This is a genomic window from Vibrio sp. 1-Bac 57, from assembly GCF_037546855.1.
Lineage (GTDB): Bacteria > Pseudomonadota > Gammaproteobacteria > Enterobacterales > Psychromonadaceae > Psychromonas.
This window is the reverse complement of record NZ_JALAAC010000017.1, coordinates 23,569-37,857: the sequence shown is the minus strand read 5'-3', so window position 1 is coordinate 37,857 and position 14,289 is coordinate 23,569. Positions and strand designations below refer to the sequence as shown.

9 protein-coding genes are annotated in these 14,289 nt (G+C 36.2%); 6 read left to right on the top strand and 3 right to left on the bottom strand.

The features are described 5' to 3' along the window. The first annotated feature begins 124 nt into the window (after window positions 1-124). A complete protein-coding gene (locus tag MT391_RS12220) occupies window positions 125-934 on the top strand; it encodes a DODA-type extradiol aromatic ring-opening family dioxygenase (RefSeq protein WP_499498287.1) in 810 nt (269 codons plus the stop codon). A gap of 398 nt (window positions 935-1,332) precedes the next feature. Here MT391_RS12220 and MT391_RS12215 read toward each other — a convergent pair whose 3' ends face one another. The 3 genes from MT391_RS12215 to ylqF form a co-directional block, all read right to left on the bottom strand. After that, a complete protein-coding gene (locus tag MT391_RS12215) occupies window positions 1,333-4,944 on the bottom strand; it encodes a PAS domain S-box protein (protein ID WP_499498285.1) in 3,612 nt (1,203 codons plus the stop codon). 505 nt (window positions 4,945-5,449) lie between these two features. Beyond that, window positions 5,450-7,855, bottom strand: coding sequence for a diguanylate cyclase (locus MT391_RS12210; RefSeq protein ID WP_499498284.1), 2,406 nt, complete (start codon window positions 7,853-7,855; stop codon window positions 5,450-5,452). 368 nt (window positions 7,856-8,223) lie between these two features. Next, window positions 8,224-9,165: a ribosome biogenesis GTPase YlqF gene (ylqF, locus tag MT391_RS12205; protein ID WP_166370509.1), complete on the bottom strand. Its 942-nt coding sequence runs from the start codon at window positions 9,163-9,165 to the stop codon at window positions 8,224-8,226. Between the two features lie 419 nt (window positions 9,166-9,584). On the opposite strand from ylqF, the gene MT391_RS12200 reads away from it, so the two are divergent. The 5 genes from MT391_RS12200 (at window position 9,585) to cyoD (ending at window position 14,213) form a co-directional block, all read left to right on the top strand. Continuing rightward, window positions 9,585-10,010 carry a hypothetical protein gene (locus MT391_RS12200; RefSeq protein ID WP_166370507.1) on the top strand — a complete coding sequence of 142 codons (426 nt, stop codon included), beginning with the start codon at window positions 9,585-9,587 and terminating at the stop codon, window positions 10,008-10,010. Between the two features lie 354 nt (window positions 10,011-10,364). Continuing rightward, on the top strand, window positions 10,365-11,276 hold the full coding sequence (gene cyoA / locus MT391_RS12195; protein WP_499498332.1) for a ubiquinol oxidase subunit II: 912 nt from the start codon (window positions 10,365-10,367) through the stop codon (window positions 11,274-11,276). Window positions 11,277-11,278: 2 nt separating this feature from the next. After that, window positions 11,279-13,267, top strand: coding sequence for a cytochrome o ubiquinol oxidase subunit I (gene cyoB / locus MT391_RS12190; protein WP_499498282.1), 1,989 nt, complete (start codon window positions 11,279-11,281; stop codon window positions 13,265-13,267). Beyond that, window positions 13,264-13,884: a cytochrome o ubiquinol oxidase subunit III gene (gene cyoC / locus MT391_RS12185; protein WP_499442359.1), complete on the top strand. Its 621-nt coding sequence runs from the start codon at window positions 13,264-13,266 to the stop codon at window positions 13,882-13,884. The genes cyoB and cyoC overlap by 4 nt, the downstream gene beginning before the upstream one ends. Further along, complete coding sequence (gene cyoD, locus MT391_RS12180; RefSeq protein ID WP_499442358.1) at window positions 13,884-14,213, top strand: cytochrome o ubiquinol oxidase subunit IV; 330 nt, start codon at window positions 13,884-13,886, stop codon at window positions 14,211-14,213. The genes cyoC and cyoD overlap by 1 nt, the downstream gene beginning before the upstream one ends. The last annotated feature ends 76 nt before the right edge of the window (window positions 14,214-14,289 follow it).

Here is a 14,289-nt window from a genome sequence, read left to right as displayed (position 1 = left end):
AGACTTTTATCAGTCTACTTAAACACTTGATATTTTCGCTTAGCGAGCTTTACCAGTGTTGAACTCAGTAGCTAGCTAGTACTCAATTGAACACCTTAAACCTAATTTATTGTTTGGAGTTAATATGAAAAACGTAAATATCGCTTTTATTTCTCATGGTGGTGGCCCTATGCCATTGTTTGATGACCCTGCGCACGCTGAAATGGTGTCTTATTTAAAATCGCTACCCCAAAAAATATCTAAACCAAGTGCTATTTTATTGATTAGTGCGCATTGGGAAGCAGAACAGGTGATGATCACTGCGCAGCCAAACCCTGAATTGATCTACGATTACTACGGCTTTCCTGCTCCAGCATATGAAGTGAAGTATCCAAGCCCAGGAGAACCTGAGCTTGCAAAACAAGTACAGCAGGTATTAAAGCAATCTGGCATACCAGCTAAACTTGAATATAAAAGAGGTTATGACCACGGTGTCTATGTTCCATTGACGTTAATGTATCCCGCTGCTGATATTCCTGTTATTCAGCTTTCATTAGTGAATAGTCTAGATCCTGCGCAGCATCTAGCCATTGGGAAAGCACTACAGTTACTTGATTATGATAATTTACTAGTGATAGGGTCAGGCTTCTCATTTCATAATATGAAAGCATTCTTTGCACCTAATACGGCTGATAACCAATTAAAAAATCAACAGTTTGAAGATTGGTTAAGTATAACGTTGAGCGACAAAAATATTCGCGAAGATGATCGTAATGAAAGAATGACAAACTGGGCTCAGGCTCCGCATGCTCGCTATTGTCATCCACGAGAAGAACATTTATTACCTTTGCATGTTTGTTATGGGCTGGCGGGAAGAGCAAGTGATGAACATGAAAATATAACTATTCTTAACAAACAATCTAGCGCCTTTATATGGCATAGCCAAGTAAAATAATGAAATGAAGGATTAAAATCATAGAGTTTGATCTCTTTATGTAATTGAATATGAAATGGATATTACTTAATCGTTTACTTGTATTTTTTAGCATTATATCAAGGAAATTAGGTTAAATTACAAAAGTATAGTGGCCTATTAAAATTAGTCATCACTGCCTCGGCTAGCCTATCAATAGATTCAATTTCATCATATTGATATATTGATTTTATTCCGTATTTGTATAGCCGAGTGTCACTTATGTAAAGTGATTCTAATTTAGTTGAGATTACCGGCGGCATAAATCTTTTTTATTGAAAATCTAAAAATAAGATATCGGCTATTTCTACCTCTAGTCAGGATATATATAGCCGTTGCCAACCAATATTAGTCATAACGTAAAGGTTAACTAATATTTCCTATAGGCCAATTGTGTTGTTCATTTCAATAAAAGCCAAATCAAGCTCAGCTAAGTCAGCGCGTGCCGATTCTAGTTCTCCGGCTTGGTATTTAAGCTGTAACGAATAAGCTATTTTATGTATTTTGTCATGAGCATTTTCAAGCTGTTGCATCTCTTCTTCTGTAAATAACTGCTCTTGTTTCCTTAGGAAAGTCCAGTTACCACAATGACATAGTTGATTATCAAGTATTGGCCAAACTATTTTGTTATTCGGGGGTAATAAAATCTGTTTTCTTAGTTTATCTTTCCACTGTGTGGTAATTAGCTTAAATATTTTCAGATTTTTTTGTTTATTATTGTGCTCTTTTTTACTGCAAGTGATCCAGGTTTGGTTAGGAATATAGCCACTTAACCATTTCGACAGGGCTGGTGCTGACATCGGTTTCGCTATTCCATAACCTTGAGCTTGTTGGCATCCCATCAATAACAGCATCAATCCATGCTCATTAGTTTCAACGCCTTCAGCAATAACATTACGATTAAATGATTTTGTTAATGAAATAACACCATCAATAATTGAGTAATCACTTGGATCATCTAGCATGTCTCTGACGAAACTTTGATCAATCTTAATCGTTTCCGCAGGTAAACTTCTTAAATGAGTTAATGATGAGTAACCTGTGCCAAAATCATCCAAAGCAAAACTGACACCTAACAGCGTTTGACACTCCTTGATAATATGAGTAATTGTTTTGAGATCACCTAAAGTAGAGCTTTCCAAAATTTCTAATTGCAAACATTGAGGTTTAATTGCAGGGTGTTCAGCTAAGCACTGTTCAAGCACAATAAAAAAAGAGGAAGAGAGCAGGTGATAAGAAGCAATATTGATACTCACTTCAAGTTCAATACCTTGTAGCTGCCAGTTTTCAAGTTGTTGCAGGGCCTCATTGATAACCCATTCTCCAATCTTAATTTCTAATGATGTTCCGTCGATAAATGGTAAGAAATCTAGTGGTGGTATCATGCCTCTTTCTGGGTGAAGCCAGCGAATTAAGGCTTCGGCTCCAAACACCTCACCTGTTGCCATATTAACTTTCGGTTGATAGTACAATTGAAATTCATTATTGATTAAAGCGCGATTAATTTCTTCTAATTGAAGGTTGTGTTGAATTATACGTTGGTCTGAATCTGGACTATATAATTGAGAGCGATTTTTACCCGCTAATTTAGATTGGTACATTGCATGGTCAGCATGACGTAATAGAGTATCTATATCAGCATTATCTGATGGATAAAGGGTAACACCACTAGAGACAGTAAGATGATGCTCAATATCATCAATTATATAAGGTATGGCTAACGCTTTATGAATGCGTTTGACGGTTGCTTCATATTGTGAAGGCGATTTAATATCATTCAATAAGATGGCAAACTCATCACCACCTTGGCGGGAAACCGTGTCTTCTTCTCGGATGCAACCAATAATACGTTCTGATACTTCAATTAATAAATGGTCACCCGCTTCGTGACCATAGGTATCATTTACAGGTTTGAAATTATCTAAATCTAGGAAGCACACCGCTAGTTGATGGCCTGTACGAATACTATGGGCAATAGATTGATGAAAACGATCTATAAATAAAGCTCTATTAGGTAATTTAGTCAGTACATCATAGTGCGCCATCAGGTTAAGTTTTTCTTGTTGTTGCTTAATGCTGGTAATATCGGAAAATACACCTATGTAGTGAGTGACTCGATTTTGTTGATTGGTTAGTGATGAGATATTGAGCAGTTCAGCATAGAGTTCTCCTTGTTTTGTTCTGTTCCAAACTTCGCCTTGCCAATGCCCGTGGGTTTTAATTGATGACCACATCTCTTCATAAAACTGCGGGCTTTGCTTACCAGACCCTAAGAAGCTGGGCAGTTTACCCATAACTTCCTGTTTGCTAAAGCCTGTTATTCTAACGAAGGCTGGATTAACATCCACAATAAGTTGCTGAGCATCTGTAATGACAATACCTTCATTAGTATCACTAAATACTTTAGAGGATAGTAGTAATCTTTCTTCTGCTTTTTTACGTTGGCTAATATCCTGAGCAACGACAAGAATAGTTTTAGCTAGGCCGCCGACTTTACGAGTAAGGGAAATGGTCTGCTCAACCCAAACGATATGCCCATCTTTGTGCATATAACGTTTATCCATTGTTGTAGATTGTTCTTTACCACTTATTACTTTATTTCGTTTATGTAAACTGCTTTTTAGATCATCAGGGTGTGTGATTTTTTCAAAAATATTAGGGTCTGACATTTCTTCTTTACTGTAGCCAACCATATCGCAAAACTGTTGATTAATACGAATGACCTTTTTGATATCAAAACTGACCAATGCAACGCCAACCGATGCTTGTTCAAAAATAGTACGAAATAGTTGTTCACTGACCTCTAAAGATTCTCTGGATTCATATTGATCTGTAACATTACGAACAACACACACAAGTTGGTCATGCAAATGAATTCTATTAAGTCGAGCTTCCAAGTGAGCTACTTGATTATTAGTAGATAATTGATAATTAAAAGTAACTACCTTATCTACCTGCATGATCTCATCTATTTTTGATTGGAATAATGCGCCAGTATCTTTTGGTAAAATATCTTGCATGCGTTTACCAATAAATTGTTCGGGTACTTTAAACAGCTCGCTTTTATTTTGTGTACGATAATCTAGAATTTTTCCATCGGATTGTATACGAAAGTAAGTATCTGGTAGCGCGTTAAATATGCTTTGTAGTTCAGCACTATGTTGTAAATTAGCATGCTCTGCTTTTTTTAGATCGGTTATATCTTGTACTATTCCGACCATTAACTTTGATTGACCTGGTGCGTCAATCACATGTCCACCTGAAGCTAAAATCCAACGAATTTCACCATCGGTTCGAATAATTCGACACTCAATTTTCCAATTCATTTTATTTGCAATAGCTTGTTGGAGTTTGTTAGTTACCTCTATTTGTTCTTCAGGGATGACGTGTTGAAGAAATGTATCTGCAGTCCAATGGGGTACCAATGAGTCGTAACCAAATATTTGGTCGTGTGTCAGAGAACGTTGAGAACTCTGGTTAACAAGATTAAGAGACCAATTACCAACCTTGCTTTGTTCTAGAACCAGCTCTAAGTCAGTATCATCTTTTTTTGTTGTATCTTCTATTTGTCTATATTTTTGTCTGTGTTTTGTCGTATCAATAGCTTGGATCATATAACCAGAGAGTTGGTTATTAGGGGTATAAATAGCAGTTGTCGATACATCAGTATAATAAACAGAGCCATCTGCAAGTTTGTAACTATCTTCCGTTATTACCGCTTTTTGTTGACTGGACGCTTTAGCTAAGCGTTTCATCCAAAGACTCTCCCATTCAGGCAAGTTAGACCATGCAGGGGATTTCCAAAATAGCTTGCCAATATAATCTTCTTTTTTCACACCTTTTGATGTTAATGCTAAGTCATTAACGTCTAAGACATTTCCTTCCGGTGAGAGTATTGCCATGAAATAAAATGGTTGATTGAAAGCCATTTTAAATAACAGCTCCGTATCATTAATCAGTAGGTGAGGTGACTTTGAATTGTTTAATTTCATAGTTTCACATTATACAAAGTTGGTAGAAAAAATAGGCTAGGAAAACTGAGCGTGCTTAAAGGAAGTTGGACGTTTATAAGTTTTTGCATTGAGAGAAAAATAGTAGATTTTTTTATATAAATTTTAGCGCTTATTTGTGGTTCAAGGTTTGTCATTTTTTATCCTTGCTATTTAAGCTGAGTAGCTAATATAAGCTTACTATTAATAGATGGCTTCGGGGACAACTTGAATGGTCTGATAGTGAGGGAGTAGACCTAATATTAGATGAAAATAGTATATAAATTTTATATGAAAACAAATATAGCTGATAAATGTATATCAATGTAAATCATTGATCACAGCTTAAAAAAAATCATTTAATATATCTTGATAATAACTATTTTTAAGAGATTTAAACTCTGAAAGTAATATGGCGTTTACCAGTATGATGTACAGGCTCAAAAATATAACTAGTTTTATTGTCTGCAACCTCCGCCTAGAACCTTTTGCTTTGAATCTAAGTTGTTTATTTCTTAATAATTGTTTGTACTTGATTTCTGCCTTTATTTTTGGCGGTATATAATGCTGAATCAGCTTTGCCGATGAATTGTTCTAAGGAATCGCCAGTTTCATATTCTCCAACACCTATGCTAACTGTAATCTTGATTAAATTCATTCCTTCATCCAGTTGATAAGGATGCAACTCTATATGTTTTCGTAGTTTTTCTGCAACGATTAAACTTTGTTGTAAATCCTCTTTAGGTAGCAGTAAAATAAATTCTTCTCCGCCATAGCGCACCAGTAAATCATCAGCTCTTAAGGTTTTTCTAATATTGTTAACAAAATGAGTTAACACTTTATCTCCAACAATATGTCCATGAACATCATTTACTTTTTTAAAATAATCGATATCAATTAATAATAGAGAGAGAGGTTGATTAAGCATATCGGCTTGTTTAAAAAAGCATAGCGACTTTTCATCTAAATAATGTCGATTAAAAACACCGGTTAAATTATCTTTGTAAGCAACGTCTTGTAATAGACGTTTTGAATGTTCGATTTGCTGAGTGCGCTGTTCTATTTTTAGCTCTAAGCTTTCATTTAGTTCCTGTAAGGCTTTTGTTTTTTCTGCAACTTTTTCATTCAATTTATTATTTAAATCTTTCAACAAACTCTGTCTGTATACAAAGGCCGCAATAATGACTAATACAATTAATAATAACCACCATAATAATTGATAGTTAAATTTATCAACATATTGAATGGATGCACTTTTATCGGTAATGCTCTTGATTGATTTTTGCGATAAGTTATCAATTAGTTTGTTAAATATACTTAATAAAAGGGGGTGGTCATTTCTAACGCCAAGACCTAGCTCCCTTTTTTGGTCAAATTTCCCACTGACTTTTAACTGTCCTAAGAAATCTTCTTGTAAAAAATAGCCAACAGCATCTAAAGCATCAATGAAACCATAAAGTTCGCCGTTAGCTACTTTATTAAGGCCATCTTTTATCGACTTAACATTTACTATAATGATATTGGGATAAGTATTTTTAATCATATCCTGTTGTGCGTAGCCTTGAACCATGCCAATTTTTTTATCTATTAAGAGAGTAAAATTGTTAACGAATGGCAAGTCTGGTTTAGTTACTAATACACGGGGGAAAGTTAAGTAAGGAGCCGTAAAGTTAAGATACTCTTTTCTCTCTTCAGTGACACCAGCAAATGATAAAAGGTCACACTTCCTTTGTTTGGCAAAAAGCACTGATTCAACCCATGATTTAGTTCTTACGACTTCTAATGGAATAGATAGGCGCTTTCTAAAGATATCAAGAAACTCAGTATTCAACCCAATATGTTGACCTGTATTATCAAAAGCATCATAGGGTAACCAGTTAGGATCAATACATACTGTTATCTTTTGCTTATTCTTTAAATAGCTTTTTTCCTGCGATGTTAAGAACAGAAAAGGGTTCGTTTTATCGTAAATGAACTGACTGAAATCAATCGGTCCTTTATCAACCCCTAGTACCTTATATAAATCAAAGCTCTTTTTTAGTTTATTCTCATCAATAACACCAAGTGTTGGTGTATTGAGGTAGGCTAATTTTTTAAGTGCTTTTGCTTCAAATAAAAGGGCTGATTTACTTATGTTTTGTTCATTGTATTTTTCAAATATTATATCAACGGCTTCATCTATATTATCAAACGCATATTGCCAGCCTTTTAAAGATGCGGCTCTAAAGGCTTCGGCCTGTAGTTTATTATTAGCCATAAAATTTTGGCTGGTATACAAAAAATCGCTATACAAATCAAAACCATAATCTTGTGGTGAAAAAGTATTAAAGGGTACACCTAAGGCTTCTAAATCGTGTGGGGTTTTTGATACATAACCAGAGATTAAATCAGTTTTGTTATTGATGAGGTCTTTTATATCATGCGTATGAGTTAAATAAGTTAAGTCTGATTCTTGCACATGGTGTGAACTCAACATGGACTTCAATGAGACTTGCTGAGCATCGGCCTGGGTGGTCATGATCCGTTTACCTAGGAAATCTTTGAATGTATCAATATGAGATTTTTTAGTGCTGAAAATAGCTAAGGGACTGGATTGAAAAAGGGCATACAAAGCAATTATTTTTTTATGTTGAGCTTGCTCTAAAATGAGGTTTTCTTTACCAACTGCAAAATCTACTTTGCCATCAGTGACTAATTGAGCGATCTCATTTTGTATCTCAATGTGAAAAGGTTTTATTGTCAGTGCTAAACCAACTTCATTATAAAAGCCTTTTTCTTTGGCCATATAGTAGCCAGCAAATTGAAATTGCTCAAACCAAGAAGCTTGCAAAGTTATTTGCTTGAATTCTTTTGCATGCAGTGTATTAACAAACAATGCAAAAAAACAAATACACACTCTGATATTGATGGGCACTCAGAATTCCTTTTTTGACAATGCAGATTTACATATCAGATATTAAATAATACTAATGCTCAATTATTAATGATAACAGATATTGCAGAGTGCATATAAACCTTTTTTTGATAAAGGAGTTATATAAATCAATTTAAAATCTGCGCGATAAAATATCTATGTATATTGTGGATAAAAAACAAGGAATAGGTAGGTAGGATTGATTGTTACAACAATGTCATCACATTAGTATTAGCATTATTTACAGGGTTTATAAAAAATGTAAAAAGCCAATGTGATGTTTATCTAAGACTTATCTAATAGCTATATTTTCCTATCTCATGCTTAAACACTTTAGCGTTAATTCGCATAGTAAGAAGTTATCGATATTATCTATTTTTCTTGTATCTTTTTCTTCTTGCTTCTTTAACTTCAATTTTCTTTTTCAGTTTTTCTGCCATGATCACTTCAACTTCCAGTTTTTCAACCGCCACCATTTCAGGTATTTCTAAACTTAATAAACCTAATGCGCCAGAACGCAGCTCGTTTAACAGGATTGTTGATACTTTGTAGATATCAAAATGCCCACCTGCACGCAATGCACCGCGACGTTTAGCAATCAGTTCCATTAACTCATGGTCCGATTGCGGAGTTTCCTCAAACTCATAACGCTGCTGTAAACGAGGCAAATAGTGTTTTATTAAATATTCCGCTGCGTAATATGCAATATCTTCATACTCAATAGCAGTATCTTTAATCGCTCCCGTTACCGCTAAACGATAACCAGAATTTGCATTCTCAATTTTAGGCCATAAAAAACCTGGTGTATCGGACAACATAATGCCACTTGGTAAGCGGATACGTTGCTGATTTTTAGTCACTGCAGGTTCATTACCCGTTTTAGCAATAATACGATCAGCTAAAATATTAATGATGGTGGATTTACCTACATTAGGAATACCCATGATCATGGCTCGAATTTGTTTATCTTGCCCTAATCGATTAGGTAACATCTTTTCACAGAGTTTAGTGATCTGATGCACTTGCTCAGGTTTGCTAGTGGTAATGGCAATCGCTTTTACATCTTGATCTTGTTCTAAATACTCAATCCATCTGGCGGTAATTTCTGGATCCGCAAGGTCCGCTTTATTTAATACTTTAATACAAGGCGTTTTCTTTCTAATAGCTGCTATCAGTGGGTTTTCGCTACTGTAAGGGATACGTGCATCAACAACTTCAATAATAATATCAACTTGTGGAAGTACTTCTTGAATTTGTTTGTGTGCTTTGTGCATGTGTCCAGGAAACCACTGGATATTCGCTTTACTCATTTAATTTTACTGCCTTTGGAATTTTTATATCATGACTGATATTTAAGCTTAACATGACTTGAAACCCTGCTTGAAAATTAAATTCGTTAATCGGGGGAAGGTTTTTAAGTACAATGTTGATAATTTGTTATTTTAACTGATGATCGGATAGATAGACATGTAATTAATGGTTAATAATAAGCCATAGCCATAAAAAGCTATTTGAACCTGATGGCAACAAATTTTTACTGCTTTATTGGTATTGAAAATTAATTCATTTATTACTTAACGTCTTTTCTACTTGTCGCGCTCAACGACTTTGTTATACTGCCGAAAATTCCCTTGCTTCTTACTAGTTTGTTGATTTACATCATGCAAATATATTTGGAAATGAAGTAGGAGGTTTAATTGATTTTTCCGGATCATTAAGGTAATAACTTTTGAGTGTACTGTTTCCTCTACAATATTGTCAGCAAATTAAATCGCAATCCACAGTTAGTGGATTAGGTTTGAGTGCCCGTGCAATAGGAATGGAGGGCAAGTTACTGCCTATTTTAACGCTATTATGCATTTATGTATTCATGTTGTTGAATGGCTTAATTGACGATATTAGCGAATTAAATCATCTATTAAGTGAAGGGGCTTTTTCTGAGTCTATGTCAGTTAATAGTGGCAGCCTTTTTGATGACTCATTAATGTCGAGTCAACTATTAATTGGTTTATGCTGGTTATTATTTTTATACTTTCCTGCTCGCCGAACGGCGATGGTGTTACGTAAAACAGCGGTTTCTTTTTGCGAAACCCTACAATCTTTTATTTCCCTCAGTATTCACGGTTGCCGTGCTCCCCCAGCTGTAAATGGTTAATCGCTACCTGTAGCTTAGCTGTTTTAGTTTTTTAATCATCTTTGTTTTTTGTAGCCGCATGTGTTTGCGATTCACCTCCCTTATTCAATCTACTGTTATTTTTTGTCACCCTATTTTTGTGTTGAGTAAAAAAATATCAGAGAATTTCTACTCCGTTGTTTTATGTACCGACTTTATAGTCGCTGTGGTGCATCAAATAACATCTTTTAAATTTTAGGTTATATCAATTCACTTAATTACATGTGTTTAGTTGATTTACTACAGTAAGTTAGCTTTTTCATTAGTTATGTGAATTGGTATTAGTAGGATAGTCCATTGTTAATTCGCAACCTTTGTAATATAGCCTTAGCTAGCATGGTGCTGGTTTTGTCCGGCTGCTCAGGCGGAGTGCTCGACCCAAAAGGTCAAATAGGTATTGATGAGAAAAACTTAATCATCATCGCTACTGTACTCATGCTACTCGTCGTGATCCCCGTTATTGTAATGACTTTATATTTCGCTTGGAAATATAGAGACACACAGACCCACGAAATTTATGCGCCGAAATGGGCCCACTCAAATAAAATAGAAGCTTTTGTTTGGGCAGTTCCAATCCTTATCGTGATTATTTTAGGCGTGATTACTTGGCAATCAACTCATAGCTTAGACCCTTACAAGCCGATTGAAGGTAAAGGCAAACACCTTACTGTTGAAGTTGTTTCCTTAAACTGGAAATGGTTATTTATTTATCCGGAACAAGGTATTGCGACAGTCAATGAATTGGTGTTCCCAGCAAATGTACCGGTTGAATACAAAATCACCTCAGAAAGCACCATGAATTCGTTCTTTATTCCACAGTTAGGTAGTCAAATTTACTCAATGGCCGGTATGCAAACTAAGTTGCATTTGATCGCTAATGAGCCAGGTACCTTCAAAGGTATTTCTGCTAACTACAGTGGTGCTGGTTTCTCTGGTATGAAATTTAATGCGATTGCAACGCCTACACAAGCTGACTTTGATCAATGGGTGAGTGATGTTAAAGCGCAGGGGGGCTCATTAACGAAAGCAAATTATGATCAATTAGCTTTAGCCAGTGAGAACAATCCTGTGACTTATTACGGCAGCGTTGATAAAGGCTTGTTCCATACCATTATCATGAAATACATGGCTGGTATGAATGGCTCGCGCAATATGGATAAAAATAAAGAGATGGGAAGTATGAAACATTTGCATCATGAAATGGCTGAACATTCAGTTAGCTCAGCTAACAGCCAAGGCGAGGAGTAATTATGTCGTTTTTAGGTAAATTATCGATAGATGCCATTCCGTTCCATGAACCTATTTTAGTGTTCACTATGGGTGCCATCGCTATCGGTGGCATTGCACTTTTTGCACTCATTACAAAGTATAAAAAGTGGGGTATTTTATGGACTGAGTGGATCACATCCGTAGACCATAAACGTTTAGGTATTATGTACATCCTTCTTGCTTTAGTGATGTTGTTCCGTGGTTTCAGCGATGCGATCATGATGCGTTCACAACTTGCATTAGCAACCAGTGGTGCGCCGGGTTATCTTCCGCCTGAACATTATGACCAAATATTTACGGCACATGGTGTGATTATGATCATCTTTATGGCGATGCCATTTATGGTGGGATTAATGAACATCATTTTACCGTTACAAATTGGTGCGCGTGATGTTGCTTTTCCTTTCTTAAACAATTTAAGTTTTTGGTTAACAGCCAGCGGTGCCATTTTAATTAATATGTCACTTGTGTTTGGTGAGTTTGCTAAAACAGGTTGGGTTGCTTATCCACCACTTTCGGAGCTGACATTTAGCCCTGGAGTGGGAGTAGATTATTATATTTGGGCCCTACAAATATCTGGGTTGGGTACATTATTAACATCTGTTAACTTTTTAGTGACGGTCTTAAAAATGCGTGCACCAGGTATGACATTAATGAAAATGCCTATTTTCACTTGGACCTGTACTTGGGCAAATATTTTAATTGCAGCATCTTTCCCAATCTTAACCGCATTGTTAACAATGCTAACACTTGACCGTTACCTTGGTTTCCACTTCTTTACTAATGATGGTGGTGGTAACGCCATGATGTACATCAACCTGTTTTGGGCTTGGGGTCATCCTGAAGTTTATATCTTAGTACTACCTGCTTTTGGTATATTCTCTGAAATTATCTCAACCTTTACCAGTAAACGTTTATTTGGTTATACGTCAATGGTTTATGCAAGTGGTGCAATTTCAATCTTAGGTTTCATCGTGTGGTTACATCACTTCTTTACCATGGGGTCGAGTGCCAACGTTAATTCCTTCTTTGGTATGGCGACCATGGTTATCGCTGTGCCAACAGGGGTGAAGCTTTTCAACTGGTTATTTACTATTTACCGTGGTCGTTTACAAATGACTGTCCCAGTAATGTGGACACTTGGATTTATGGTTACCTTTACTGTCGGTGGTATGACGGGGGTGTTATTAGCGATTCCAGGTGCTGATTATGTTCTACATAATAGTCTGTTCTTAATTGCACATTTCCATAATACGATCATTGGTGGTGCGGTATTTGGTTACCTTGCTGGTTTCACTTTCTGGTTCCCTAAAGCGATGGGCTTTAAGCTTAACGAACGTTGGGGTAAAGGTGCTTTTTGGTGTTGGTTAATTGGTTTCTTCCTTGCGTTTATGCCACTTTATGTACTTGGCTTCCTCGGTATGACTCGTCGTTTAAATCACACTAATAATCCTGATTGGAACATCTGGTTACACATTGCCATGGTGGGTGCTGTGATCATTATGTTCGGTATTATTTGCCAAGTGATTCAATTGTACGTGAGCTTTAGAGACCGTGAGGCCCTTGATGATAAAACGGGTGATCCGTGGAATGGCCATACACTTGAATGGGCAACATCTTCTCCTCCACAGTCTTATAATTTCGCCGAAATTCCACATATCGATGATATTGATGCATGGACGGATATGAAAGAAAAAGGCCAAGTTTATCAAACTAAAGCGAGCTATGAACCTATCCATATGCCTAAAAACACAACGGCAGGCGTATTTATGGGGATCACTTTAACGGCGTTCTGTTTTGCCATGATCTGGCATATTTGGTGGTTAGCGATTGTAGGTTTGGTGGGCGGTATTGCTGTCTTTATCCAACGTTGTTACAGCAAAGATGTCGATTTTTATGTGCAACCACAAGAAATATTAGCAACAGAAAAAGCCCATAATTTAAGCGCAAGTAAGGGGATAAATGCATGAGTACTGTTAGTGCACAAATAGATACTAAAGCAGTATCTCATGAGCATCATGAACACCATGATACTTCCGGAGATACGATTTTTGGTTTTTGGTTATACCTAATGACTGACTGCTTGTTATTTGCCTCGTTCTTCGCGACTTATGCTGTTTTATTTATGAATACAGCGGGTGGTGTATCGGGTAAAGATATCTTTGAACTCGATTTTGTAGCAGTAGAAACAGCCGCATTATTGATCAGTAGTATTACTTTTGGTTTTGCCATGATTGCTGCACAAAGACAAAAAAAGGGATGGACCTTAAATTGGTTGTTGATCACTTTTTGCTTAGGTGCTTCGTTCATCGCTATGGAACTTTATGAGTTTACTCACCTTATCGAGCATGGTAATGGCCCTCAAGGAAGTGCTTTCTTGAGTTCATTTTTTGCCTTAGTCGGATTACATGGTTTACATGTAACAGCGGGTTTGATCTGGATGACGGTAATGATAATAGAAGTTGCTCGTCGTGGTCTTGGCAATGCAACAGTGACTCGTTTGAGTTGCTTAAGCTTATTCTGGCACTTTTTAGATATTGTTTGGATCTGTGTTTTCACTGTTGTTTATTTAATGGGAGCAATGTAATGAGCCATAACGAAATAGAGCATGATGCCTCTCATGGTAGCGTCAAAACCTATCTAATTGGTTTTGTATTATCTGTTATTTTAACTGCCATTCCATTTTATGTGGTGATCAGTGGAGACTTTTCAAAAGTCACCACTCTGTGGAGCATTGTTATTTTAGCAATAGTACAAATTTGGGTGCATTTGAAATACTTTTTACACCTTAATTTTATTACCGAAAACGGTCGTTTAAACAGCTTCTCATTCCTGTTCAGTGCGATGATTATCATTATGGTAGTGGGATTATCTGTTTGGATTATTTATGCATCAAACGCAATGATGATGTATTAAATTAATCAACCCTGCGGCAATCGTTTGTTGCAGGGTTATTTTCAATCAGAGTTGATACTAGGATACGTAAAAGTTT

What these genes read in the sequence shown, in the direction of transcription:
- MT391_RS12215 (WP_499498285.1), bottom strand. Translation starts at nt 4,944, where the DNA reads ATGAAATTAAACAATTCAAAGTCACCTCACCTACTGATTAATGATACG.
- cyoC (WP_499442359.1), top strand. Translation starts at nt 13,264, where the DNA reads ATGAGTACTGTTAGTGCACAAATAGATACTAAAGCAGTATCTCATGAG.
- cyoD (WP_499442358.1), top strand. Translation starts at nt 13,884, where the DNA reads ATGAGCCATAACGAAATAGAGCATGATGCCTCTCATGGTAGCGTCAAA.
- MT391_RS12220 (WP_499498287.1), top strand. Translation starts at nt 125, where the DNA reads ATGAAAAACGTAAATATCGCTTTTATTTCTCATGGTGGTGGCCCTATG.
- cyoB (WP_499498282.1), top strand. Translation starts at nt 11,279, where the DNA reads ATGTCGTTTTTAGGTAAATTATCGATAGATGCCATTCCGTTCCATGAA.
- cyoA (WP_499498332.1), top strand. Translation starts at nt 10,365, where the DNA reads ATGGTGCTGGTTTTGTCCGGCTGCTCAGGCGGAGTGCTCGACCCAAAA.
- ylqF (WP_166370509.1), bottom strand. Translation starts at nt 9,165, where the DNA reads ATGAGTAAAGCGAATATCCAGTGGTTTCCTGGACACATGCACAAAGCA.